At 69.5% G+C, this 23,332-nt stretch carries 28 protein-coding genes and 2 tRNA genes; 14 read left to right on the top strand and 16 right to left on the bottom strand.

Annotated features, from left to right (window positions below):
* Positions 1–8: 8 nt before the first annotated feature.
* Positions 9–85 (bottom strand) — tRNA-Pro (locus tag ACSQ14_RS14830).
* 149 nt (positions 86–234) lie between these two features.
* Between ACSQ14_RS14830 and ACSQ14_RS14825 the strand changes: the two genes are divergently transcribed.
* Positions 235–308 (top strand) — tRNA-Gln (locus ACSQ14_RS14825).
* A 70-nt stretch (positions 309–378) separates the two neighbouring features.
* On the opposite strand, the gene ACSQ14_RS14820 is transcribed toward ACSQ14_RS14825, so the two are convergent.
* Positions 379–1,281 carry a LysR family transcriptional regulator gene (locus ACSQ14_RS14820; RefSeq protein WP_436014072.1) on the bottom strand — a complete coding sequence of 301 codons (903 nt, stop codon included), beginning with the start codon at positions 1,279–1,281 and terminating at the stop codon, positions 379–381.
* 93 nt (positions 1,282–1,374) lie between these two features.
* Here ACSQ14_RS14820 and ACSQ14_RS14815 point away from each other — a divergent pair, with 93 nt between their 5' ends.
* Entirely contained in the window at positions 1,375–2,178 is an 804-nt protein-coding gene (locus ACSQ14_RS14815; RefSeq protein ID WP_436014070.1) for a sterol desaturase family protein, read from the top strand.
* Between the two features lie 38 nt (positions 2,179–2,216).
* Here ACSQ14_RS14815 and ACSQ14_RS14810 read toward each other — a convergent pair whose 3' ends face one another.
* The 4 genes from ACSQ14_RS14810 to ACSQ14_RS14795 form a co-directional block, all read right to left on the bottom strand.
* The gene (locus tag ACSQ14_RS14810) at positions 2,217–3,083 is read right to left on the bottom strand and encodes a pirin family protein (protein WP_436014068.1); all 867 of its coding nucleotides are present in this window, start codon (positions 3,081–3,083) and stop codon (positions 2,217–2,219) included.
* A gap of 120 nt (positions 3,084–3,203) precedes the next feature.
* Entirely contained in the window at positions 3,204–4,235 is a 1,032-nt protein-coding gene (locus ACSQ14_RS14805; RefSeq protein ID WP_436014066.1) for a 2-oxoadipate dioxygenase/decarboxylase family protein, read from the bottom strand.
* Between the two features lie 16 nt (positions 4,236–4,251).
* Entirely contained in the window at positions 4,252–5,766 is a 1,515-nt protein-coding gene (gene amaB / locus ACSQ14_RS14800) for an L-piperidine-6-carboxylate dehydrogenase (protein WP_436014064.1), read from the bottom strand.
* 17 nt (positions 5,767–5,783) lie between these two features.
* On the bottom strand, positions 5,784–6,881 hold the full coding sequence (locus ACSQ14_RS14795) for a saccharopine dehydrogenase NADP-binding domain-containing protein (RefSeq protein ID WP_436014062.1): 1,098 nt from the start codon (positions 6,879–6,881) through the stop codon (positions 5,784–5,786).
* 97 nt (positions 6,882–6,978) lie between these two features.
* Here ACSQ14_RS14795 and ACSQ14_RS14790 point away from each other — a divergent pair, with 97 nt between their 5' ends.
* The 3 genes from ACSQ14_RS14790 (at position 6,979) to ACSQ14_RS14780 (ending at position 8,512) form a co-directional block, all read left to right on the top strand.
* On the top strand, positions 6,979–7,425 hold the full coding sequence (locus ACSQ14_RS14790) for an Lrp/AsnC family transcriptional regulator (protein ID WP_436014060.1): 447 nt from the start codon (positions 6,979–6,981) through the stop codon (positions 7,423–7,425).
* 220 nt (positions 7,426–7,645) lie between these two features.
* Positions 7,646–7,996: a hypothetical protein gene (locus ACSQ14_RS14785; RefSeq protein WP_436014058.1), complete on the top strand. Its 351-nt coding sequence runs from the start codon at positions 7,646–7,648 to the stop codon at positions 7,994–7,996.
* Between the two features lie 60 nt (positions 7,997–8,056).
* Complete coding sequence (locus tag ACSQ14_RS14780; protein WP_436014056.1) at positions 8,057–8,512, top strand: hypothetical protein; 456 nt, start codon at positions 8,057–8,059, stop codon at positions 8,510–8,512.
* A gap of 6 nt (positions 8,513–8,518) precedes the next feature.
* Here ACSQ14_RS14780 and ACSQ14_RS14775 read toward each other — a convergent pair whose 3' ends face one another.
* Together ACSQ14_RS14775 and ACSQ14_RS14770 are read right to left on the bottom strand one after the other, a co-directional pair.
* A complete protein-coding gene (locus ACSQ14_RS14775; RefSeq protein ID WP_436014054.1) occupies positions 8,519–8,995 on the bottom strand; it encodes a hypothetical protein in 477 nt (158 codons plus the stop codon).
* A 67-nt stretch (positions 8,996–9,062) separates the two neighbouring features.
* On the bottom strand, positions 9,063–9,716 hold the full coding sequence (locus ACSQ14_RS14770; protein ID WP_436014052.1) for a LexA family transcriptional regulator: 654 nt from the start codon (positions 9,714–9,716) through the stop codon (positions 9,063–9,065).
* Between the two features lie 221 nt (positions 9,717–9,937).
* On the opposite strand from ACSQ14_RS14770, the gene ACSQ14_RS14765 reads away from it, so the two are divergent.
* Entirely contained in the window at positions 9,938–10,471 is a 534-nt protein-coding gene (locus ACSQ14_RS14765) for a GcrA family cell cycle regulator (RefSeq protein WP_436014050.1), read from the top strand.
* 29 nt (positions 10,472–10,500) lie between these two features.
* A complete protein-coding gene (locus ACSQ14_RS14760) occupies positions 10,501–11,136 on the top strand; it encodes a hypothetical protein (RefSeq protein ID WP_436014048.1) in 636 nt (211 codons plus the stop codon).
* Here ACSQ14_RS14760 and ACSQ14_RS14755 read toward each other — a convergent pair.
* Entirely contained in the window at positions 11,133–11,540 is a 408-nt protein-coding gene (locus ACSQ14_RS14755; protein ID WP_436014046.1) for a hypothetical protein, read from the bottom strand. The genes ACSQ14_RS14760 and ACSQ14_RS14755 overlap by 4 nt on opposite strands.
* A 270-nt stretch (positions 11,541–11,810) precedes the next feature.
* Here ACSQ14_RS14755 and ACSQ14_RS14750 point away from each other — a divergent pair, with 270 nt between their 5' ends.
* Together ACSQ14_RS14750 and ACSQ14_RS14745 are read left to right on the top strand one after the other, a co-directional pair.
* On the top strand, positions 11,811–12,194 hold the full coding sequence (locus ACSQ14_RS14750; protein WP_436014044.1) for a response regulator: 384 nt from the start codon (positions 11,811–11,813) through the stop codon (positions 12,192–12,194).
* Between the two features lie 125 nt (positions 12,195–12,319).
* Entirely contained in the window at positions 12,320–12,523 is a 204-nt protein-coding gene (locus tag ACSQ14_RS14745; protein ID WP_436014042.1) for a hypothetical protein, read from the top strand.
* Between the two features lie 12 nt (positions 12,524–12,535).
* Here ACSQ14_RS14745 and ACSQ14_RS14740 read toward each other — a convergent pair whose 3' ends face one another.
* A complete protein-coding gene (locus tag ACSQ14_RS14740) occupies positions 12,536–12,952 on the bottom strand; it encodes a glycine zipper 2TM domain-containing protein (RefSeq protein ID WP_436014040.1) in 417 nt (138 codons plus the stop codon).
* Positions 12,953–13,042: 90 nt separating this feature from the next.
* Between ACSQ14_RS14740 and ACSQ14_RS14735 the strand changes: the two genes are divergently transcribed.
* Entirely contained in the window at positions 13,043–13,438 is a 396-nt protein-coding gene (locus ACSQ14_RS14735; protein ID WP_436014038.1) for a DUF1353 domain-containing protein, read from the top strand.
* Between the two features lie 4 nt (positions 13,439–13,442).
* On the opposite strand, the gene ACSQ14_RS14730 is transcribed toward ACSQ14_RS14735, so the two are convergent.
* Together ACSQ14_RS14730 and ACSQ14_RS14725 are read right to left on the bottom strand one after the other, a co-directional pair.
* Positions 13,443–14,060, bottom strand: a complete 618-nt coding sequence (locus tag ACSQ14_RS14730) for an N-acetyltransferase family protein (RefSeq protein WP_436014036.1) — start codon at positions 14,058–14,060, stop codon at positions 13,443–13,445.
* Positions 14,057–16,141: a S9 family peptidase gene (locus tag ACSQ14_RS14725; RefSeq protein WP_436014034.1), complete on the bottom strand. Its 2,085-nt coding sequence runs from the start codon at positions 16,139–16,141 to the stop codon at positions 14,057–14,059. The genes ACSQ14_RS14730 and ACSQ14_RS14725 overlap by 4 nt, the downstream gene beginning before the upstream one ends.
* A gap of 204 nt (positions 16,142–16,345) precedes the next feature.
* Here ACSQ14_RS14725 and ACSQ14_RS14720 point away from each other — a divergent pair, with 204 nt between their 5' ends.
* The gene (locus ACSQ14_RS14720; RefSeq protein WP_436014032.1) at positions 16,346–17,173 is read left to right on the top strand and encodes a trypsin-like serine peptidase; all 828 of its coding nucleotides are present in this window, start codon (positions 16,346–16,348) and stop codon (positions 17,171–17,173) included.
* A 52-nt stretch (positions 17,174–17,225) separates the two neighbouring features.
* Here the strand turns inward: ACSQ14_RS14720 and ACSQ14_RS14715 are convergent, their stop codons facing one another.
* Positions 17,226–17,678, bottom strand: a complete 453-nt coding sequence (locus ACSQ14_RS14715; protein ID WP_436014030.1) for a MaoC family dehydratase — start codon at positions 17,676–17,678, stop codon at positions 17,226–17,228.
* A gap of 526 nt (positions 17,679–18,204) precedes the next feature.
* Here ACSQ14_RS14715 and ACSQ14_RS14710 point away from each other — a divergent pair.
* Both ACSQ14_RS14710 and mopJ read left to right on the top strand, forming a co-directional pair.
* Complete coding sequence (locus ACSQ14_RS14710; RefSeq protein ID WP_436014028.1) at positions 18,205–18,624, top strand: MucR family transcriptional regulator; 420 nt, start codon at positions 18,205–18,207, stop codon at positions 18,622–18,624.
* 181 nt (positions 18,625–18,805) lie between these two features.
* Positions 18,806–19,291, top strand: a complete 486-nt coding sequence (gene mopJ / locus ACSQ14_RS14705; protein ID WP_436014026.1) for a motility/cell cycle regulatory protein MopJ — start codon at positions 18,806–18,808, stop codon at positions 19,289–19,291.
* Positions 19,292–19,301: 10 nt separating this feature from the next.
* Here the strand turns inward: mopJ and ACSQ14_RS14700 are convergent, their stop codons facing one another.
* Entirely contained in the window at positions 19,302–19,724 is a 423-nt protein-coding gene (locus ACSQ14_RS14700) for a SufE family protein (RefSeq protein WP_436014024.1), read from the bottom strand.
* Positions 19,725–19,768: 44 nt separating this feature from the next.
* Positions 19,769–20,503, bottom strand: coding sequence for a sensor histidine kinase (locus tag ACSQ14_RS14695; protein ID WP_436014022.1), 735 nt, complete (start codon positions 20,501–20,503; stop codon positions 19,769–19,771).
* 179 nt (positions 20,504–20,682) lie between these two features.
* On the opposite strand from ACSQ14_RS14695, the gene ACSQ14_RS14690 reads away from it, so the two are divergent.
* On the top strand, positions 20,683–22,347 hold the full coding sequence (locus ACSQ14_RS14690; protein ID WP_436014020.1) for a sensor histidine kinase: 1,665 nt from the start codon (positions 20,683–20,685) through the stop codon (positions 22,345–22,347).
* A gap of 14 nt (positions 22,348–22,361) precedes the next feature.
* Here ACSQ14_RS14690 and ACSQ14_RS14685 read toward each other — a convergent pair whose 3' ends face one another.
* On the bottom strand, positions 22,362–23,225 hold the full coding sequence (locus tag ACSQ14_RS14685; protein WP_436014018.1) for a hypothetical protein: 864 nt from the start codon (positions 23,223–23,225) through the stop codon (positions 22,362–22,364).
* Positions 23,226–23,332 lie beyond the last annotated feature (107 nt).

Below are 23,332 nucleotides of genomic sequence, written 5' to 3'. Positions count from 1 at the left end.
GGGGAAGATGGTCGGAGTGGCAGGATTCGAACCTGCGACCCCCGCGTCCCGAACGCGGTGCTCTACCAGACTGAGCCACACTCCGACTTGAGGAGCGGGCTTATAGGCGAGCATTTCGGGGCCTGCAACGCCCCTTTTTCATACTCACGTTATTCTTCTGAGGCGTTGCATCCCGCAGGCCGCTTTGCTATCTGAGCCGCCTCGCGAGGGGCTGCCCCTCTGCGCCGTTCCTGCTGGGGAATGGTGTAATGGTAACACTGCGGTTTTTGGTACCGTCATTCTAGGTTCGAGTCCTAGTTCCCCAGCCATTTCCTCCTGAAAAGATAAAGCTTTCTGCAGCGCCCACGTCGGGCGCCGCGCGCGGCTGTTTGCCGGCGATCAGCGGTTCGGCGTGACGAGCTCGGAAAGCTCGCGAATCCGTGTGCGGAACTGATCCTTCAGCCACAGCGCCGCCGGCGACAGCGAGCGGCGGTCGAGGCTGTACAGGATCATACGGAAGGCGAGCCCAGCCTGGCCTGGCGGCGCCGGCAGTTCGACCAGGCGGCCGTCGCGGATCTCCTCGGCCACGGCGAAGGTGGAGGAGAGCCAGATCGCGTCGCTGGCCTGGGTGAGCCTGGCCAGCGCGCCGTAGTCCTCGAGCACCACCTGCGACGGCCCGACGACCTGGGCGGCGGGCGCGTGATGCTCGCCGAGCTGGCCGGAGACGGCCAAGGGATAGTCGGCGATCGCGCCCTGGGCGTCCGGCGCCAGCAGCGGGTGGCGGGGGCGGACGATCAGCGAGCTGGGAAAGACGCCGAGGGCCGCGGCCTTCACCGGCGCGGCCTGCGAGATCTGGCCTTCGGCGCAGACGAAGAACTCGATCTTCTCGGCCAGCAGCAGGGCGAGCAGGGCGTCGGCGCTGCGCACTGCCGCCTGGGTGACGAGCTGCGGCCGGGCGGCGAGTGCTTCGGCCAGGGTCGCCGGCAGCAGGGCGGCGGCGGGCAGCGGCGCCATGCCGAAGGAGATCTCGCCCTCGGCGCCGCGCGCGGCGCGGGCGAGCATCCGCTCCAGGTCGTCGGCTTCGCGCAGCAGCACCGTGGCGCGGTCGGCGACGGCCCGGCCGACGCTGGTCATGTGCACGCCGCCGCGGTCGCGGTCGAACAGGCGGACCTTCGCGCGCGCCTCGACCGCCTGAATGCTGCGCGATAGCGCCGACTGGGAGAGGCCGAGCTCCTCGGCCGCCTTGGTGTAGCTGAGCCGCCGGGCGAGCACGACGAGGTGGCGAAGGCTGCGCAGATCCATTCGTCTTCCGCATAAAATTTGCCATCAAGATGCATTGGACGCGCAAAGGCGGCAAGCGCACCGTTGGGACGGCAAGCGCGTGGAGGTTCGTTCATGGAACATGCAGGACTGTGGGTGCTGGGCGTGATCGCCGGCATCCTGGTGGCGGAGATCGTCGCCGGGCGACATCGCGGGATCTACAGCCGCAACGATCTGGTGGTGACCGGGCTCTGCTTCCTGTCCGGCCAGGCGATCCGGCCGGTGGTGATGCTGGTCGCCGCCGCGGCGATCGGCTTTGCGCTGCCGCACGGCAAGGGCGCGCTCGGCGAGGTCCCGTTCTGGCCGGCGCTGATCGGGCTGCTGCTGGTCGGCGAGTTCGCCAACTACTGGATCCACCGCTTCTCGCACCGGCTGAAGGGCCGGTTCGGCGGCGACTGGCTGTGGCGGCTGCACCGCACGCACCACACGGCGGCCTATGTGAACGTGCTGCTGAATTTCCGCATCAGCTTGTTCTGGGCGTTCGTCTCGCCGCTGACCTGGGTGATGGGGACGGCGGTCTACCTGGGGCTGGGGCCGGCGGCGGCCGTGGCGGTGCTGATCTTCTCGCTCTGGGGCATCAGCACCCACAGCCATTTCCGCTGGGACGATCCGGTGCGGCGCCACCGCCTCTTCGGCCCGGCGTTCCGGGCGCTGGAGCATGTGTTCGTCTCGCCGGGCATCCACCACAGCCATCACGGCTACGGCCGCGACGGCGGCAACTACCGCAACTTCGGCATCTTCCTGTCGATCTACGATTGGATGTTCGGGACGCTGCACATCCCGCAGGGCCGGCCGTCGCGCTACGGCATCCCCGATGCGACGCCGCACTGGGCCGAGGAGGTCTTCTATCCGCTGTATCGCGGCAAACCGCGCGGGTGAGCGGTTCTGGGCCCGGCGCGAGACCGGGCCCATGGCCGTCAGACGGCGGGGATGGCGCCGAAGCGGCCGCCGTTGAAGTCGTCGATCGCCTGGCGGATCTCGGCCTCGCTGTTCATCACGAACGGACCGTAACCCACCACCGGCTCGTCGATCGGCTCGCCGGTCAGGACCAGCAGGCTACTGTCGGCGTCGGCGACGAGCGCCACGCCTTCGCCGTCGCGCTCGAGTCGCAGGGCTTCGGCCGCGCCGGCGCCCTCACCGTCCACCGTGACGTGGCCGGACAGCACCACGAGGATCGCCGTGTGGCCCTCCGGCAGCGGCAGGTTGGCCTGGGCGTCCCGCTCCAGCCGCACGTCCCACACGTTGATCGGCGTGAAGGTGCGCGCCGGACCGCGGACCTCGCCGAACTGGCCGGCGATGATCCGCGCCGAGCCGGCGCCGTCGGGCAGGGCGACCGAGGGGATCTCGGCGTTGAGGATCCCCTGGTAGCTGGGGCGGACCAGCTTGTCCTTGGCCGGCAGGTTGACCCACAGCTGCACCATCCGGAACGGACCGCCGCTGCGGGCAAACGCCTTCGAGTGGAACTCCTCGTGCAGGATCCCGCCGCCGGCGGTCATCCACTGGACGTCGCCGGGTCCGATGACCCCGCCCTGGCCGGTGGAGTCGCGATGCTCGACCTCGCCGTCATAGACGATGGTCACCGTCTCGAAGCCGCGGTGAGGATGCTGACCGACGCCGCGCCGCGAGGCGGTGGGGTCGAAGTTGTAGGGACCGGCGTAGTCCAGCAGCAGGAAGGGGCTCAGCTGCTCGCCAGGATCGCCGTAGGAGAAGAGCGAGCGGACGGGGAAGCCGTCGCCCACCCAGTGGCCGCGATCATTGCCGTAACGCTGCAGAACCTTCTTCATCTGAACTCTCCTTCGTGCGGCCGGCCGAGGCCAGCCGCCGTTGGAGCGGATATGCTGTCGCGGTGCGGGCAACGCCAGGGCGTCGAGCGGGCCGCAGTGTTCCGCGAGTGGAACGCTGGCTCAGGCGGTCGCGGTCATCTTGAAAATGCCCTGGGCGTTGCCGCTGTCGAAGCCGAGATCGAGGGTGACGCCGTCCTCTGGTTCGGCCAGCGGCGCGCGGGTGATGAACTCGTAGAATGAGCCGGGGACCAAGCGGCAGACGGTGCGGTCGCCGTCGGCGAACATCCGCTCGACCGGATCGGCCTTGAAGGCGGTCTGGCGCACGCCGCCGCTGGCGGAGCGCTCGACATGGTCCTTGATCGGCCGGCCGAGGCGGCGCTGGGCGTCGGCCAGGGCCTCGACGTCGGCGACGCGGTCGGTGGCGTGGTTGAAGGCGCAGCCTTCGGTGGCGATCCAGGCGGCTTCCGGCGACTCGGCGAGAAGGGCCTCGTAGGCCAAGAGGCTCGGCGGCGCGTGCCAGCGGCCGAAGGCAGCGACGAACACCGGCAAGGCCTTGGCGGCGAGCCTCAGGTCGCAGACGTCGCCGCCGGCGAAGGCCTCCAGGGCGGCGCGCGCGGTGGCGTCGAGCGGGTCGCGGGTGCGGCCGAAGACGTGTTCGGCGACCTTCTGGAAGGCCGGCGAGAAGCGGTCGACGTGCAACTCGCTGACGAAGAACTGCGGCAGGGCCTCGGGCAGGTCGCGGTGGCGGAAGGCGCGGCCGGTCATCATCAGCCGCTCGAGCGGATAGAGGTCGGCGACCTCGTAGCCGAGCGGCTCGAGCAGCCGGGTGAAGGCGAGATAGCCGGGCGGCAGGTCGCCGGTCGGACCGGCGGGGAGCCGGACGGTGCGCAGCGCGCCGTGGTCGAGCAGCACCTTGCCGCCGGCCCGGCGCACGTCGTCGACATAGGCCGCGCCGGTCGGGACGCGGGCGAGCAGGCCGTGGAACAGGGCGGCGTTGAGCGCCATGGCGAAGGTCGCACGCGAGACGAACGGCCCGCCGTTGGTCTGCAGCGCTTCGGGGATGACCAGGGTGTCGAGCGTCTCGTGGGCGGCGGCGACGCCGATCGCCGCGGCGACCAGGGCTTGCAGGTGATCGGGGCTGTGGTCGGACATGGCACGATCCTCGCCGTCAGAGGTCGAAGCTGACGCCCTGCGCCAGCGGCAGGCTGCGGCCGTAGTTCAGGGTGTTGGTCGCCCGCCGCATATAGGCCTTCCAGCTGTCGGAGCCCGCCTCGCGGCCGCCGCCGGTCTCCTTTTCGCCGCCGAAGGCGCCGCCGATCTCGGCGCCCGAGGGGCCGATGTTGACGTTGGCGATGCCGCAGTCGGAGCCGCGGGCGGAGATGAAGAGCTCGGCCTCGCGCATGTCGTTGGTGAAGATCGAGGACGACAGGCCCTGGGGCACGTCGTTCTGCCAGGCGATCGCCTCGGCGAGCTCCTGGTAGCGCATGACGTAGAGGATGGGCGCGAAGGTCTCGCTGCGCACGACCTCGACCTGGGCATGAAGCTCGACCAGGGCGGGGCGGACGTAGAAGGCGCCCGACGCGCTGTCGACGCGCTCGCCGCCGACCACCCGGCCGCCCAGGGCGCGGGCCTCGGCCAGGGCCGCCAGCATCCGCTCGTAGGCGGCCTGGTCGATCAACGGCCCGACCAGGGTCCCGGCGCGCCGCGGATCGCCGACGGGCACCGAGGCGTAGGCCGACTTCAGCCGCGGGACCAGGGCGTCGTAGCAGCTGTCGTGCACGAACAGCCGTCGCAGGCTGGTGCAGCGCTGGCCGGCGGTGCCCATGGCGGCGAAGGCGATGCCGCGCAGCGCCAGGTCGAGGTCGGTGCTGGGCGCGACGATCGCGGCGTTGTTGCCGCCCAGCTCCAGCAGCGCGCGGGCGAAGCGCTGGGCCAGCCGGGGGGCGACCGCGCGGCCCATGGCGGTGGAGCCGGTGGCGGAGACCAGCGGAACCTTGGGGTGGTCGACCAAGGCTTCGCCGACCTCGCGGCCGCCGATCAGCACGCAGGACAGGCCGGCGGGCGCGTCGCCGAACCGGAGACAGGCGGCCTCGAACAGCGCCTGGACGGCGAGCGCGGTGAGTGGAGTCTTCTCCGACGGCTTCCAGACGCAGGCGTCGCCGCAGACGAGGGCGAGCGCGGCGTTCCACGACCAGACGGCGACGGGGAAGTTGAAGGCGGAGATGACGCCGACCACGCCGAGCGGATGCCAGGTCTCCATCATCCGGTGCTCCGGCCGCTCGGTGGCGATCGTCAGGCCGAACAGCTGGCGCGAGAGACCGACTGCGTAGTCGCAGATGTCGATCATCTCCTGCACCTCGCCGAGCGCCTCGGAGACGATCTTGCCGGCCTCCAAGGTGACCAGGGCGGCGAGGTCGGGCTTGGCGGCGCGCAGCTCCTCGCCGAACAGGCGCACGAGTTCGCCGCGACGCGGGGCGGGAACGTCGCGCCAGGCGAGGAAGGCCTGGTGCGCCCGCTCGATCGCGGCGTCGGCCTCGGCGGCCGAGGCGTCGTACACCGCCGCGATCGTCTCGCCGGTGATCGGCGAGCGGATCGGGCGATTGCCGCCGACGTAGAGCTCGGCGGGCACGCCGAGCTGGGTGAGCAGTTGGTCGGCGGAACGGATGTCGCTGGGCGCTTCCATCGGGGGCGTCCTTTTCGTCAGGCCGCCACGCGGGCGGGGGTCGGCGCAAAGACCCGGCCGAACCGGTTTTCGAGAAAGGCCTGCAGCGCCACCTGCTCCTGCCGGACGAAGCCGTGTTGCGGAATGACGCCTTGCACCAGGAGATCTAGCACGGTGCAGATCGCCGAGGCGGTGGTGATCTGGATCGCGCTGCGCAGTTGGCCCTGCAGCGAGGCGGCGTAGATCTTCTGGGCGTAGGTCTCCTGCACCAGCCGGCCGCGGCGTTCGCCGCTGACGCTTGCATAGACGATGACCACGTCCTGGAAGGTGGCGGGCAAGGCGTTCTCCAGGATGTCCTTCAGCACCTCGCGCCGCTCGCGCAGGCGCAGGTCGTTGAGCAGCGCCTTCATGATCGCGGCGTGCCCTGGATAACGAATGGTCCGGTAGCTCAAGTTCCGCACCCGGCCGGCCAGGGTCTCCCAGAGCGTGCCGAGCCCGCCGGAGGTGTTGAACGCCTCGTAGACCACGCCGTCGAGGGCGAACTGTTCGAGATCCTCCAGCGGCTGGATCCGCCGCATCGCCCCGTCGACGATGGCCTCGCACGGCTCGCAGTATTCGTTGATCAGGCCGTCGGTGCTCCAGGTGAGGTTGTAGTTCAGGGCGTTGGCCGGGAACTGGGGCAGGGCGCCGACGCCCATCTTCACGTCGAGCAGGCTGTCGAAGCGGGTGGTCAGGTCGTGGGCGACGATCGAGATGAACCCCGGGGCGAGGCCGCATTGCGGGATGAAGGCGGTGACCGCGCCTTCGGCGAGCCCTTTGATCGTGTGGGTGGCGGCGACGTCCTCGGTGAGGTCGAGGTAGTGGCTTCCGGTCTGACGCGCCGCCCGGGCGATCCCGGCAGTGACGTTGTGCGGCGCGGCGCTCACGACGGCGAAGGCGCCCGCCAGCAGGTCGCGCAGCGCCGGCTCGTCCTCGACCGCCACCTGGCGGCGGATCACCGGGGTCGTGGTCTCCAGGCGCTGCAGGGCCTGGTCGGAGCTGTCGGCGACCACGACCTCGTAGTCGCCGGAGCCGGCGAGCAGGTCTGCAACGGTCGAGCCGATCTTGCCGGCGCCTAGGACGACTACCCGTTTCATCGCCGCCTCCTTGAGCAGCCTGGATGATGAAGCTTGGGCGTGTCGGATGGCAGTGGCGGAACCGTCGAAACGCAGGGTACTTTTCGGCAGATCGTCGGTGAGGCTTGGCGAAATGCAGCTCGACGCCATCGACCAGAAGCTGATCGCCGCCCTGCGGCGCAACGGCCGGACCCCGACGGCCGAGCTCGCTCGGCTGGTCGGGCGGTCGCGCACCACGGTGCAGGCCCGGCTGGAGCGGCTCGAGCGCGAGGGCGTGATCCTCGGCTACGCGGCGCGGCTGGCCCCCGAGCGCGAGCAGGGTGCGGTGCGGGCGCACGTGATGATCAAGGTCGAGCCCAAGAAGGAGGCCGCGGTCGGCGCGGCCCTGCGCACCATGGACGAGGTCCGGGTGCTGCACACCGTGGCCGGGCCGTTCGACATGATCGTCATCGCCGCCGCCGACACGGTCGGGCGGATCGAGGCGGTGATCGACCGGATCGGCAGCCTGGAAGGCGTCGAGCGGACCACCTCCTCGATCATCCTGTCGACCAAGCTGGAACGCTGAGCCCCGGCCGGCCGCGGCCGGATCGGTTCGATTTTGCGGCGAAGATGAGGCGCTCTGGAACTCGCGCCACAAGAGTGGCGCGGATGGCTGCCTCTCAACCGGGCGACGTGCACGTTAACCATAAAAAGCTATTGGTGCATTTGGTAACGCATGCTTAACCTTACCGGACGGTTAATCTTAATTGTTGATTTACCGTGTTTGGAAAGGATCGGAGGGGGTTATGGAAAAGGACATTCGTGCTCAGCGCGTCGCGGCCAAGGTTCATGCCGTCGAGCGCAGCATTGACGACACCCTGGCCCTGGCGGCCGAGTTGATGATCGAAATGCGCGCGGCGAACGCCGACTTCAATCTCGCCGCCCAGGCGAGCGACGGCGCCTTCGCCAAGCTGGTCGAAGCGATGACCGAACTGCAGGCGGCGCGCACCAGCGTGGTGGCCTCGCACAAGCGTATGGACAAGATCCGCGACGCGCTCGGCCTGCGCACGACCTCGGGTCTGCTCGGCAAGAACATCCTCGCCGACACCGAAGAGCCGGTGCGCATGGAAGCTTCGGTCGCCCGCATCCACGGCTGATCGCGATTCGCACTCGCTTAAGGACTGTGTGCTTCTGCTGATCGCGGAGGCGCACAGTCCATGCAGTTCGACGCCCTTATGGCGGTGGAATACGCTCTCATGTGGGCGTGCGCCGCTCTTGCCTACAAGCAAGGCGGCCGCGGTGAGCAGCTTGGCGCGTTGTGGTTCAGCCTGAACATGGCCGTGAGCGCCGCTGCCTACATGTCCGGACTTGCGTCGCCGGTCGTCCAACTCGTCGAGGATGGCATTTTCGCCATTGGTCTGCTGCCGCTGGCGATGATCTTCGTCAGCCATTGGATCGGGCTCATCACCTTCATTGCAGCTGCGCTGTTTTCGCTTGAAGCGCTCTACCTGCTGAACGATCGCCCGATCGACATTACCTACGTCTGGATCAACAACGGCCTCTGGCTTGCGGTGCCGTTGGTCTTCCTCTGCTGCGGCGTTACCAACTACCTCCGGAACCGCCGCGCCGCGCGCGCTGAGGCGCAGCTTCAAGCCGCTGCTGCCGCCGCCTGAGCGGGCTTACTCCGCCGCCATCCGCAATTCGCTGCTGAGCAGCTCCGTCAGGGCCAGGCAGGCCGTGCGCGCTTCGCGGCGCTCGAGGCGGGTCAGCACGGCGAGCGCCGCGCCGATCTCGGCCGGGCGGGCCGGGCGGTCGGGATCGGCGAAGCCGCGGGCGAAGGCCGCGCGCGCCGTCTCGCATTCGCCGGCATAGCCCAGGCGCTCAAGCGCGCGCAGGCCGACCAGGAAGCGGCCGCGCGGACTGGCGGCGAAGCGGGCGGCGCGATCGAGCGCGGCCTCGGCGGCGGCGCGGATCTCGTCCGGACTGCGCGGCGCGCGCGGCGGGGCGGCGCCGAGGCCGGACCAGGCGACCCCGGCGCAGCGCTTGACCTCGCCGTGCGCGTCGGTGGCGTGGGCCGACTCGCGCTGCTCCTCGAGCTTCAGGTAGGGGGCGAGGATCTCGCGGGCGTCATGCAGCGTGAAGCGGCCATCGGGCATGCAGGAATGGTATAAAATATACCACAAAAGTCAAGCCAGAGGTTTGTCGCGTCCGCGGGTCTTGGCTTCAGGCGACCTGGGCTTCGCCGGCGCGGCGGATGATCCGACGCGCCTGCTTCGGCGGGATGATGGCGGTGGGTTCGGCGGCCCAGCGCAGGCGGACGTCCTCGATCGGCGGGCCGGCCTGGCTTTCCAACACGAATAGCCCCGGCGCCGAGCCGCGCAGCAGCCGCTTGAACAGCACCCGGCCGTCCTCGATTTCGACGATGCAGTAATAGCCCAGCATGTCGGGCGTCGGCGGGTGGCGCTGGTCCTCGAAATAGATCAGCGAGCCGTCCTCGGCGACCATCCGCATCGAGTGGCCGACCACTTCGAGAGCGACCGCCGCCGCCGTCCCGCCCGGCGGAATCGGAACCATATCAAAACCTTCCTGGCCGTCTGTCTGGATCACCGCGCCCTCGGCGTCGGCCCCGACCCGACCGATGATCCGCACCATCGCCTCGCCGCCGGCCTGCACCGGACCGGTCTCGTCGTAGAGCCACTCGGCGCGCACGCCGAAGGCTGCGGCGTACTCCTTGGCCTTGCGGAAGGAGAAGGGCGCGTTGCCGTTCTCGTTCGACTTGTAGGTGTTCTCGTTCCAGCCGAAGCGCGCCGCCGCGTCGCTCGCGCGCTCGAAGCCGGCGGCGGTGCGCGCCTGGCGCAGACGGTCATGGCGTTCCATGGCGGGCACGCTAGCACGCCGAAGGGTATGAAAGCTACCAAATCGCTTGACTCCAATCCGGTATCAAAAATACCTTCACCCCCATGCCCTCACCTTTCCCTGCTGCAGATCGGGGCGGAAGCCCCGGCGCCCACGTCGGCGTCAAAAGAACAAACCATAAACATATAGCCCGCGCCGCTACGTCAGAAGCGGTCGCTAGAGAGCCTCGATCGGAGCCTTTCATGACCTGGACCGACGCGCGTATCGCGCAGCTCACGCGGCTCTGGCGCCAGGGGGTGTCCGCCGCCGGCATCGCCGAGGCGCTGGGCGACGTCAGCCGCAGCGCCGTGCTCGGCAAGCTGCATCGCCTTCGGCTGCTGCGCAGCCGCAACGCCGCCTCGGCGCCTCGGCGCTATGACGGCGCGGCGGACCTGCAGGCTGGGAGCGAAGGGCGCGTGCGCCCGGCGCCGGCCGCAGGCGCGTTGTCGAGCGCGCGGCTTGGGCCGCCGGAGCCGCCGCGGTCCCCTTGGCGCGAGACGGCGTTCGCCCCGTTGCCGGGAACGGCGCCGCGCCACTGGCTGTCGCGCGAGTTCGGCGAGTGCGCCTTTCCGGTCGGCGGCGAGGGCGATGAGCTGCTGTCGTGCTGTGCGCCGACCCACCCGCGGCGCGCCTTCTGCCCGACGCACCACGCGATCGCGTTCAAGCCAGTCTCGCCCGCGGCGCGCGCGACGGAGCAGCGTCGCTGGGTCGAGGTGGCGCAGCGGTGGGCGGCGTGAGCTTCAGAACAGCAGAGCAGGAGAGGCGCATGATGCGACTACGCAAGGGCGGCGGCCGGCCGCGCAAGGACGGGCCGCGGCATCCGTCGGGCCAGCTGGTGCAGAAGGTCGAGCCCAACGCAAAGGTGGTGGCCATCCGGCGCGCCCTGCTCGGCGAGGCGTCGGCCGCGCGCCTGGCCGACGCGGAGGATCCGATGTCGCTGGCGCTGGCGCGCGGCTGGATTACCGAGGCGCAGCACCGGGCGGGACTGCTTTACGCCAGCGCCTGGCGCAGATCGCATCCCCAGCGGCGCACGCCCGGGGTGAACGAGCTGCAGGAGTCGGACGCGCGCGATCGCCGGCCCCTGGCGGAGCTGTCCGACGCCGAGATCGCGACGGCGTTCGACCTAGTGTTCGGCGGCGGCGAGCGCAGCGGCCCGCCGAGCGAGGCCGAGCAGGCCGAGGCGCGACTGCGCTACAACCGCATGAGCCGGGCGTTGACCGCCGACGAACAGGCCGAGGTCTTCCTGTGCTTCTGCCTGGCGTCCTGGCCGCAGTGGATTCTGCAGCGATGCGCCGGCCGGAGCGACACCAGCTGGGAGCGCAAGCATCGGTTGCTGGTGAGCGGCCTGGAGACGCTGGCGGCCATCCGTCCGCGGCGGACCGTCGCCGCAGCCGTGGGCTAGGGGAGGGGATCGAGCGACGGGCGCGGCGGCGGCGTCAGGTCGCGCAGGTCCGGGAGGGCGGCGACCGCTTCGGTCGCCGCGTCGGCGGCGGCCAGAGCGGGCGTTTCGACGGTCGCCGGCGGCGTCTCGATCACCGGCGGCCGACGGGGTCGCGGCGGCGGCTCGGGCGGGGGGGCGAGCGTCGCAGGCTGGGCCGCCAGCGCCGCGGCGGCGAGCAGTTCGGCGGGCAGCGGCGGCGGCGCGTCGGTCGGCGGCAGCACCACCACGGTGGCGCTGTTGTCCGGTCGCGGCACGCGCAGCTGCCGCATCATGCTGGAGGTGAAGCTTGCGGTCGCCAGACCCAGCAGGGCCACGCCCACAAGGCCGACCGAGGCGGGATCGGAAAAGGGGCGGGCGTTGCTCATCAGATCTCGAACCGGCGGCGCGCGCACCCTGTTCCCGCGGCGGCGCTTGTGCGCCGCAAAACCGCGCTGACGATCCGCCGATGACTGACGGTCGCGTCAAAACGCCCCAATTTGGGCCCAAAGGCGCCACCATTGCGCTCAATTTCGCCGGAGTTCGCGCCCTGCGTTCGTAATGTCTTAAGTACGCCGGTCGCCAGATAAACTTCAGTATTGCGGTATTGGGCGGGGGCCTGACCCATGTTTCCAGTCGAACGAGACGCACACGCGGCGATGCGTGTTCTCTACATCGACGACAACGAGGTGAACCTTCGGGTCGTCGCCGCGATGCTCGAGGCGCTCCAGGTGTCGGTCACCTGCTGTTCGTCGGCCGAGCAGGGGCTTGAAGTACTGGCGCGAGAGTCCTTCAACATCGTGCTCACCGACATTCACATGCCGGAGATGAGCGGGTTCGACGTGCTGCGGGAGTTGCGGTTGCGCAAGGGGCCGAACCGCGGCGCGCCGGTCGTCGCGCTGACCGCCGACCTGTCGCGCGACGCGGCCCAATACCGCGAGCTCGGCTTCGACGGCTTCATTCCCAAGCCGGTGACCCTGCGGCCGCTGTGCGAGATGTTGCTGCAGATGATCCCGGCGGGCGCCCGCGCCTCGGCGGCCTGATCGGCCGCTCACTAATCTGACATAACCCTGGTTTTTTGCCGCCGCGGGGCGCAATCATTTGGCAACTTCCGCGGGCGCGCGCCGTTTCCTGCTGCGCTCCCCTCTTATCAGCGGACGGCCACGCCATGACCGAGACCCACTGCGAGACTGCGCTCAAGCACATTCAGCGCGTGGTGACGATCGCTTCGTCCGCCAATGCGCCGATCACCCTGGGCGAGGCGATGGAGCAGATCGCCGAGACCCTGGATCTGGCGGGGTTCGCGCCCGGCCTCGACGGCGCGGGGCCGCACAGCGCGGCCCCGGCGCCTTCACAGGCGACCCTGCAGTAGGCCGCCTGCGCATCAATACCGGTAGCCGCTGGAGCGGTAGTCCCGATAGCCGTGGCCCCGGTCGTACGGGTTGCCATAGTAGGGCGCGCTAGGGTTGTACCTGACGCGGCCGTAGTCGCGCGCGTCGCAGGCGGTCGAGGACTTGGCGTTGCTGCGGCCGACGCTGTTGCCGAGCAGCGCCCCGGCCAGCCCGCCGATCACCGCGCCTTCGGTGCGGTCGCCGCGGCCGGCGACGTTCGAACCCAGCACCGCGCCGGCGACGCCGCCGATCACCGCGCCGGCGGTTCCGTTGTTGGTCTGCTTCGTGCGGCAGGCGTCGTCGTAGTAGCCGTAGCCGCGGTAGTCGCGCGCCAGGCTGGGCGTGGCGACGGCGGTCCCGGCGGTCAGCACGGCCAGGGCGGTGGCGGAAAGGGCGACGATCTTTTTCATCGTTCGGGTCTCCTGTCTGGGGCGAGGCCGTAAGCCTCGACGTTGAGGGCAGTAGACAGCGCCGCCGCTGAACGGGTTTTGAGGTGCTCGTTGTGCAGCGTTCAGGCGCGAGCGGATCGGCCGGCGGCAGGGCTTGCGGACGGGTGCAAATCGACCCGTCATTCACGAAATGGCACGGTCGAAGTGGTGGGCGATGACGCCGGCCAGACGCGCCAGATCCAGCAGCCTTGTCTGGCGCAGTCGCTACGCGCCGCCGCCGGGGTTTCGCTTGAACCCTTGCAGCGCGCTGCAAATCACCGGAGCGGCAAGGCAGCTGTCATTCATGACTATCTTTACGCCACTCGCGGTCTGGGCGGCCGCTACAGCCGCGGCCAGGCGGACGGGATCTTTCGCGAGGCGCTGGGCGTGCTCGGCGCGCCGGCGTGGAAGCGGGCGCTGCTGTGGGCCGCGGTCCGAGTCTGCGGGCGGGGCGGCTGGGGCCACTGACCGGTCAGTGGCCGGAGAGGGTGAGCCCCACAGCGTCCGGCGCGCCGGCGTCGCCGCCGTTCAGCGCCTTCTGCATCCAGACGATGTCCACCCAGCGGCCGTGCTTGTAGCCGACGTTTCGGCCGACGCCGGCGGGCTCGAAGCCGAGCGCCCGGTGCAGGCCAATGGAGGCCGCGTTCTCGGAGTCGCCGATGACGGCGAGCGCCTGGCGCAGGCCCATGGCCTCGCAGGCGGTCAGCACCGCCGAGAGCAGAGCGCGGCCGAGGCCGCGGCCAGTCGCGTCGGGGGCGATGTAGACGCTGTCCTCCACCGTGTAGCGATAAGCGGCGCGCGCCCGGAACGGCGCGGCGTAGGCGTAGCCGAGGACCTGCCCGGCTTCTTCGGCGACGAGATAGGGCAGGCCGTGCTGCACGATGGCGCGGCGTCGATGGTCCATCTCGGCCGGGGCGGGCGGAACCTCCTCGAAGGTGCCGAACCCGTGCAGGACGTGATGGCCGTAGATCGCCGCCAGCGCCGCGGCGTCGGCTTCGGTCGCGGCGCGGATCAGCAGGGGGCGGCGAGCCCCTTCCACCGCGTCGCGGTCCGCCTCGCCCAGAGGGGGAGGAGAGGCGTCGGCGCTCATTGCTTCCAGCCCTTGTCGAGCGCCCAGATGGCGAAGGCGTAGTCGAGGGCGATCTCCTTGAGGAAGTCGAAGCGGCCAGAGGCGCCGCCGTGGCCGGCCTCCATGTTGATCTTCAGCAGGATCGGCGCCTCGCCGGTGGTGTGGTCGCGCAGCTTCGCGACCCATTTCGCCGGTTCCCAATAGGTGACGCGCGGATCGGACAGGCCGCCGGTGGCGAGCACCGCCGGATAGGCCTGGTCCTTGACCTGGTCGTAGGGGCTGTAGCTCTCGATCCGGTCGTAGGCCTCGGCATCCTCCAGCGGATTGCCCCACTCCGGCCATTCGGGCGGGGTGAGCGGCAGGCTGGTGTCGCTCATGGTGTTGAGCACGTCGACGAACGGCACCGCGCCGATGATCGCGCCCCAGAGGTCCGGCCGCAGGTTGGCGATGGCGCCCACCAGCATGCCGCCAGCCGAGCCGCCGTAGGCGGCGATGCGGCCCTTGGTTCCGTAGCCGGCGGCGACCAGGTGCTCGGCGCAGGCGATGAAGTCGGTGAAGGTGTTGGTCTTGGTCTCGCGCCGGCCGTCGAGGAACCAGCCCCAGCCCTTGTCCGACCCGCCGCGAATGTGCGCGACCGCATAGATCCAGCCGCGGTCGACCAGGCTGAAATTGCGGATCGAGAAGCTCGGCTCCATGGCGTGGCCATAGGAGCCGTAGCCGTACAGCAGCAGCGGCGCGGAGCCGTCGAGCGGCGTGTCCTTGAGCATCAGGACGGTGATTGGCACCTGCTCGCCGTCGGTCGCGGTCGCATAGAGCCGGCGCGCGACATAGCGCGACGGATCGTGGCCGGACGGGATCTCCTGGGTCTTGCGCAGCGTCCGCTCGCGGCTCTCCAGGTCGTAGTCGAACCATTGCCTGGGCGTGGTCGGCGACTGGTAGACAAAGCGGGTGGTGGTCGTCTGGTACTCGTAGCCGCCCTCGAGATGCAGGGCGTAGGCCTCCTCGGCGAAGGCGATCTCGTGGGTCCCCCCGTCGCGGGCGGTGACCACCAGCCTGTCGAGCGCATTGACCCGCTCGGCGCGCACCAGATGGCCGGCGTAGGCGGCGAAGCCGGTGATGAAGCGGCCCGGCTCATGGGCGATCCAGTCGCGCCAGGTCGCCTTCGCCGGCACGGCCGCCTCGGAGACGCTGAGCTTGAAGTCGACCGCGCCGTCGTCGTTGGTGCGGATCACCCAACGGTCGCTCCAGTGGTCGAGCTCGTACTTCACGCCGACGCGGCGCGGCTCGGCGACGACCGGGGCCGCCGTGGGATCGGCGGCCGGGATCAGCCACAGCTCGGTGGTCTCCTGGTTGCCGACGTGGATCAGGATGTGGCTGTCGTCGGAGGCCCGGGCGACGCCGAGGAACATGCCCTCGTCCTTCTCCTCATAGACCAGCACGTCCTCGCCGCCGCGGGCGGGCCGGCGGAAGACCTTGGACGGCCGGGCGTTCTCGTCGCGCCAGATCCAGAAGATGTGCTGGCTGTCGGGGGAGAAGGTGAAGTCGCCATAGGCGCTCTCGATCGGCTGGCCGATCTCCTGGCCGGAGGCGAGGTCCTTCATGCGGATGGTGAAGTACTCGGAGCCCTGCTCGTCGGCGGCCCAGGCGAACAGAGCGTGGTCCGGGCTGTGGCCGGCGGCGCCCACGTGATAGTAGGCCTTGCCTTTGGCCAGGGCGTCTTCGTCGAGCAGCACCTGCTCGCCTTCGGTCGCGCCGCGCGGACGTCGGGCGTGTCGCGGATGCTCCGCGCCGATCTCATAGCGGGCGTAGTAGTCCCACGGTCCGTCCGGGGCCGGCACCGAGGAATCGTCCTCCTTGATGCGTCCCTTCATCTCGGCGAACAGCTGGGCCTGCAGCGGCTCGGTCGCCGCCAGCATGGCCTTGGTGTAGGCGTTCTCGGCCTCGAGATGCTGGCGGACGTCGGCGCGCAGGACCTTGGGGTCGCGCAGCACCTGCTGCCAGTTGTCGTCCTTCATCCAGGCGTAGTCGTCGACGCGAACGCGGTCGAGCTGTTCGATCCGCTGGGGATCCTTAAGGGCGATCGGCGGGGAGGGCGTGGTCATCGCCGCCATAAATGCGTCGCCCGAGAGATGGGCTCAAGGCGCGGCTGAGATTCGTGGCGCGACGCGGCGCCCGCGTCGCTTGGGCGCAACTCTACCACGCGCTCTGTCCTTGGCGCGGACCTCAGTTTCTGAGACATTTAAGCTACATCGAGATCGCGCAAAGACGCGAAGGGCGTAGTTATTGTCAAGTCGTCGGGGTTCCAAATGAATATGGATCTCTCCGTCGAACTGATGCACGCGACGGTTCAGCTTGAGCAACCGCTCGGCAACGGCACGCGCACAGTCGGAACGGGGTTTCTCATCTCTGAAACGTCGCCCGATGGGCGGCCTCGGACGGTGCTGGTCACCGCCAACCACGTCTTCAAGCAGATGCCGGGCGATGTCGCCCGCATCGGCTATCGGGTCGCCAATGCGGACGGCAGCTGGAGCTACTCGCCCCAGTCGCTGAAGATCCGCGAGGGCGGCAAGGAGCTGTGGACGCATCACCCGGCGCGCGACGTGGCGGCGATCGTCATCTCCGCGCCGCCGGAGTTCGCCCGGGCGGCGATCCCGAAGGATTACCTCGCTGCTGACGACACCTTCGACCGCTACCGCGTCGAGGCTGGCGACGAGATGATGGCGCTGGGCTTCCCGCGCGGGCTGGCGGCGAACCAGGCGGGCTTCCCGATCCTGCGGTCGGGCCGGGTCGCCTCCTATCCGGTGGCTCCGGCGAAGATCTTCCCGACCTTCCTGCTCGATTTCTCGGTGTTCCCGGGCAATTCCGGTGGGCCGGTGTTCATGCGCAGCGGACTGCAACGGGCGGCGGCCGGCGGCCAGCCGGGCCAGGACGGGCAGTTCATCGCCGGGTTGCTGACGCAGCAGGTCGAACTGAACAACGAACGCCTGGAGATCGGCATCGTCACCCACGCGAAGTACATCCGCGAGACGATGGATCTGGTCGACAATCCGGCTGCGCCGGTGACGCTGGCCTACAGCCAGCCGGTCTCCGGCGCCAAGGCGGCCTCGGCCGAAGAGGCGGCGACGCCGAACTGAGGCGGGCGGGTCCGTTCCTGCGGCGCGGACCCGAATCCGCCGATCCCGACCGCTAGGCGGCGGGGAGGTAGAGGGTGATGGCCTCGGCGATACAGGCCGGCTTCGCTTCGCCCTCGATCTCGATGGTGTTCTCGGCCTTCACCTGCAGCCCGCCGGCCTTGGCGTCGACGGCGAGCAGCCTGGTGCGCATCCGCACCCGCTTGCCGACCTTCACCACGTTGACGAAGCGAACCTTGTCGGAGCCGTAGTTGAGGGCCCGCTCGACGCCCTGCACCTCCATGAGGCTGTCGCCGAGGAGGGGGATCAGGGACACCGTCAGATAGCCGTGGGCGATCGTGCCGCCTATCTCCCGCTCAGCGCGGTCGACATCGACGTGGATCCATTGAAAGTCACCGGTCGCTTCGGCGAACCTGTTCACGCGGTCCTGAGAAACCTCGACCCAGTCGGAGACCCCGACTTCTTCGCCGGCCAGTCTGGCGAGGTCCTTGTACTCAACCTTCCTCATCCGGTGTTTCTCCCCCCGCCCCAGCGCTTAGGGCCCGTCAAACAGTTCGCGCGGCTTCTTTAGCGAAGTCGGCTGCACGGAGCAGCTGCTTGTACAGCTTGTCGGCGGTATGTCGCGGCGGCGCGTGGGGCAAATCGCTGCGGCGTGGTGTCCCGACGCCCGCGCTGAGCGTTCGGCGGGCGGATGATAGGTCCGCGCTGCGGGGCGCAGGTCGTAAGACGCGAAGGCGTGGCCGTTCGCTTCACATGTCAAATGATCTTCTTGATACCTGGGTTATGCGTACTGCGGCCAACTTCCGGCAGAGCCAGAAATCGGTGACGTGCGTTACGGCGGCTTCTTGAGCGTGGGTCCATTGGACCTCAGCTTCCGCCTCTGATCTCGTTTTATTGTGCAATGGGTAAGGTGAATTCGTGCATAATAATCATTCTTGTGCTTGTGCTTGCTCCGAGTTGCCGTTAGGACCCGCTACTGATGATGTGAATCGCATCTGCGGCCTTCCGCTCGCAGATCCCATGGAATGACAAGAATGGACGAGAAGTCGGAAGTCATCGAGATGACGGCGGATATTGTCTCCGCCTACGTGGGCAACAATAGCGTTGCCGCGGCGGACCTGCCGGGCCTGATCCAGAGCGTGCATCGCGCGCTCGCGGGCGTGTCGGCCGGGCAAGAGGCGCCGGAAGCTGCGCCGAAAGAACCGGCGGTCCCGGTTCGGCGCTCGATCACCCCTGACTATCTGGTCTGCCTTGAGGACGGCCGGAAGTTCAAGTCGCTGAAGCGTCACCTCCGGACCAAGTACAACATGAGCCCGGAGGAATACCGGGCGAAGTGGAACCTGCCGAAGGACTATCCGATGGTAGCCCCGAACTACGCCAAGGCGCGTTCGGATCTAGCCAAGCAGATGGGCCTCGGCCAAGGCGGCCGTCAGGCCCCGCGCAAGAAGCGCTAAGCGCGCTCCTGCAGCTCTGATCTGAGGACGCCCGCCGTTTCGGCGGGCGTCCTTTTTTGTGCGCAGCGGCCGCACTGCGGCGGAAATCTGATCTTCGCCACAATTTTGACTTGCCGCCGATTCGCGCTTCAGGCGATAAATGAATCGTTATGATTCCAAGCGCTTGTTAAGGAATCTGAAGATGGCGGCGCAAATCGGGGCCCCCGCCGCGGCGGCCCGAGCGCACGAGGAATTGTTCGCCTATTGGGCCTCCTTGCGGGGGAGCGGCCGGCTGCCCGGACGTCGCGACATCGATCCTGGGCGGTTCAAGCGCCATCTGCCCACCGTCAGCCTGATCGACGTGCTTCCGGAGCAGCTCGACTTCCGCGTCCGCCTCGCCGGGACGGCGCTTTACGGCGTCTACGGCCGCGAGATCACCGGGCGGATGGTCAGCGAGGTCTATGCCGGCTCGGCCGCCGAGTACTGGCGCTCGGAGCTCGCCCAGGTCGTCAAGGAACGGCGGCCATCGGTTGGCGCGCACAACCTCGCCTGGCGCGGGGCCTCGCACCTGTCGATCCTGTGGCTGCGGCTGCCGCTGGCCACCAATGGCCGCGACGTCGACATGATCCTGGGCTTTGACGCGGTCGTCGGCATGGCGCCAGCCGCTTCGGGCATTCGCGCAGCCTAGACGTCGCGCCCTAGGCGGGGGCGAGCTCCGCGTCTCGACGGATGCGGGTGACCATTGAGGCCAGCCCGTTGGAGCGCTGAGCCGAGAGCGCGCCGACAATCCCAAGCTTCTCGAACGCCGCCTTGGCGTCGAACCGCAGGATCTCGCCGGGCGGGCGATCGGAATAGAGCCGCAACAGGATGCCGATCAGGCCGCGCACAATGTGCGCGTCGGAATCGCCGCGGAAGCGCAGCGTGCCGTCGGCCTGCGGTTCGGTGATCAGCCAGACCTGGCTGGCGCAGCCACGGACCTTGTTGCCGTCATTGCGTTCGGCGTCGCTGAGCGGCGCGAGCTCGCGGCCAAGTTCGATGATGTAGCGGTAGCGCTCTTCCCAATCGCCGAGCAGCTCGAACTCCGCGGCGAGGTCTTCCAGGGTGTCGTTGATCACATTCATTCTAGGGGCGACTTAAGATCGCCGGCCATGCTCCGCAACTGGCGTCAGGCGGCGGGCAGCTCAATATGCGCAGCGAAGCCCTCTCCAGGCGCCGAGACCAGCCGCAGCCGGCCCCCCATCGCTTGGCAGGCGAGGTTGCAGATCGCCAAGCCGAGCCCGGCGCCTTCGCCGTGGCGCGTCAGGGCGTTCTGGCCCTGTTCGAACGGGCGCAGCAGGCGGGGCAGGTCGTTCGGATCGACGCCGGCCCCCTCGTTGCGGACCACGATCTCCAGGCGGTCTTCACGATGCTGGGCGCTGATCGCGATCATCGCATCCTCCGGAGAGAAGGCGATCGCGTTCTGCATTAGGTTGGTCAGGATGGTGCGCAGCGCCCGGCTGTCGGCCAACACCTCGGTGCTGTCGCCCAATTCCACTTGCAGGCGGAGGCGACGATCGGTCAGCATCTGCTGCGAACTCTCGCCGAGGGCCTCGATGATCGGGCCGAGAGCCTGCGGTTGCGGGTTGAGTTCGATATCGCCCATCTGCAGCCGGGCGATTTCCACCACCTGATTCACAAGATTGAGGAGCTTTTCCCCGCTGCTGCGAATGATCTCGGCATACTGGCGATACTGCTCGGTCCCCAATGGGCCATAGAGCTCCGAGGCGAGGATCTCGGAAAAGCCCAGGATTGAGTTCAGAGGGGTACGCAGCTCGTGACTGACCACGCGCAGGAAGGAGCGCTTCTGGTCGTCGAACATCGGTGCGGGCTGCGCCGCGCCGCTGGCGATCTGGGTCGTCATGGCGAGGCGCTGGGCCTTCCGTTTCCGAGGACTGCAGAATGCCCGGGCCCACTTACGATTTCGTTTCCCCTGTCGCGTGCGCGTCGCAATCAGTCGCGTGGCAGGCGAGCCGCCTTACCGGGACTCATCTCTGGCGTTAGGGTCGGTCCAATGGAGGAGCAACCGCGGGTGCAAGAGCTTTGACTCCGATCCGCCGCACACGGCGGCCGCCGCTGAAGTCGAGACGACGTCTGGTCGGCTCGCGCTTTGCGGTGGGCTGGCACCTGGCCTGGGCGGCCGGCGTGGCGCTGTGCGGCGCGGGCCTGGTTGCGGCGGGCCACCTGACGTCCGGGCCGGACCTGGCGCCGCTGGCCTTGGGGGTCGCCTCGGGGCTGGCGGGCGCGCTGCTTGCGGGTGCGGGTGAACGGATCCGCGCCGCCGTGGTGGTCGCGTGGACGCTGGCGATGACCGCGGCGGTGCTGATGTCCGGCGGCGCTCTGGGACCGCTGGCGGCCTGGTGCCTGGCGCCCCTCGCCGCGGCTGCTGCGTTCCGCAAGCCCGACCTGCTGCCGCTCGGCGCCGCCGGCGCGCTGGCGGCGGCGGCGATTTCGGCTCTCAGCTCGGCCCTGCTGTCCCTGCCGGCGCCGCCCGCGGCGGCCGAGCCTTGGCTCAGCCTGGTCGGCTTGGCCGGCGTGGCGCTCGCGCTGGGGACTGCGCTGGTCGTGCTGCACGCCGAGCTGACTCAGGAGCGCCGCGCGCGCGACGATCTCGAGACCGGGCTGCTCGAGGTGCTCGACAATCAGCCGCAGCTGCTGCTCGACCTCTACCCCGGCGGGCGCATCCTCGAAGCTTTCGGCCAACCGCCGCCCGGTTGGCGAGCGCGCGACCTGGTCGACCGCAATTTCGGCGATCTGGCCAACGCCGACGATCGCGCCGCGGTGGAGGACGCCCTGCAGCGGGCGGTGAGCGCAGGCTCGGCCGAGATCGCCTTCCGGCCGGCCCACGACGCGGACGGCTGGTGGGAGCTCTCGCTGCGCCGGATGAGCAAGATCCGCATCGTCGCCGCCGTGCGCGATGCGCGCGGCCAGCGGGCGCGGGAGGCCGATCTGGAGTCCGCGCGGGTCGCCGCCGAGCAGCAGAACGCCGGCAAGAGCCGCTTCCTGGCCAACATGAGCCATGAGCTGCGCACGCCTCTGAACGCCATCATGGGCTTCTCCGACATCATGCGGCAGCGGTTGTTCGGGCCGATCTCGGAGCGGTACGCGGACTATGCGGAACTGATCCACGAGTCCGGCGCCCACCTGCTGGAGCTGATCAACGACGTGCTCGACATGTCGAAGATCGAAGCGGACCGCTTCGAGCTGGCGCGCGAGGCGTTCGACGCGCGCGACGCGATTTCGGCGGCGCTGCGGCTGATGCGCGGCCAGGCGGACCGGGCGGGCGTGAGCTTGCGCGGCGTATTGCCGCCGGACGCGATGCCGGCCTACGCCGACCGGCGCGCCGTCAAGCAGATCGCGCTGAACCTGCTGTCCAATGCGCTGAAGTTCACACCGCGCGGCGGGGCCGTCACGCTGACGCTACAGGCGGCGGGCGATACGCTGGAGCTGATCGTCGCCGACACAGGCGTCGGCATCGCGCCGGATGATCTGGAGCGGCTCGGCCGGCCGTTCGAGCAGGCCGGGGATCCCAGCCAGAAGGCGGCAGGCTCTGGGCTCGGCCTGTCCCTGGTGCGCGCTTTCGCCCAGCTGCACGGCGGCGAAATGAGCATCGAAAGCGCCCTGGGCGAAGGCGCGACAGTGATCGTCCGCATGCCGGTCCTGAGCGACGGCGAGATGGTCGTGCAGGCTGCAGCCGCTGGCGGCTGAGCCCCCGGGCCCGCTCAGCGGCGGGTGAGCGTCAGGAACGCCTTGCCGGCCGCGAAATCCCCGACCTCGATGTAGGCGCGCCGGACCTCGTCGCCGGCGAACAGGAATTCAACCGCGACCGCTTCGCGCGGATCCAGCTGGGCGAGCTCGCGCGCCGCGCGCGGCGGAAACCGGAACGCCCAGCCGGTGCGCCCGTACTTGGGCAGCAGATCGGCGCCGGCCTGGCTCCGCGCTTCGGCGGTGAAGATCCGTAGCGCCGCGCGCGGCGGCATGCGCCGCTCGAGCGGCAAGCCCTGGTTCGCGCCGCCGACGCGATCGAGATAGGGGCCGGAGCTGCGGGCATGGTCGCGCAGCAGCAGGCGCGCCCCATAGGGCTCCTGGCGGTCAGCGAACTCGGCGACCGCGAGCACGACGCCCAGGGCGTCCCGCCCCGCCAGCCCGAAGGTCATCTGGTCGCCGCCGAAGCGGCTCTGCTGGGCCAGCCGCCAGCGGATCGCGCCAGGGCCGGTGCGGTCGGCGCGCCAGCCGGCGATCTCGCCCGGGTAGTCGATCCGTTGAATGCGCGCAAAGCCGGCGAAGGCGTTGCGGACCCGGCCGGCGGCGATCTCGAGGTCGCCGGAGCGGCAGTTGGCCGACCAGCCCTGGTTCTGCGCCCGCCGTTCGAGCGCGTTCAGCGCGCTCGGATCGACGCCGCCGCGCAGCGCTGCGCCGCGGACCTGCGCCTGCGCCGCCGCCAAGGCGGCCGAAATTTCCGGCGCGAAGAGGCCGCACCGCTCGTCGGCGGCGGTCATGACCGTGCGCTCGTAGACGAGGTCCAGGACCTGCGCATGCGCGAAGTCCGGCGCCGCCGCCGTCAAAGCCGCGCCCAGCAACCCCATCCACCGAGACGCCGGCCGCGCTCTGCGCGTGCTGGTCAATGCGTCAATCTTCGTTCTGGCGGCTCCGGCGAGCCTCGGCCCACCCTAAGCGGGGCTCCTTGCCGTTC

It is taken from the genome of Phenylobacterium sp. LjRoot219 (assembly GCF_964252995.1).
Lineage (GTDB): Bacteria > Pseudomonadota > Alphaproteobacteria > Caulobacterales > Caulobacteraceae > Phenylobacterium.
The sequence above is the reverse complement of the archived record's forward strand: the minus strand, read 5'-3'. Positions and strand labels throughout refer to the sequence as shown.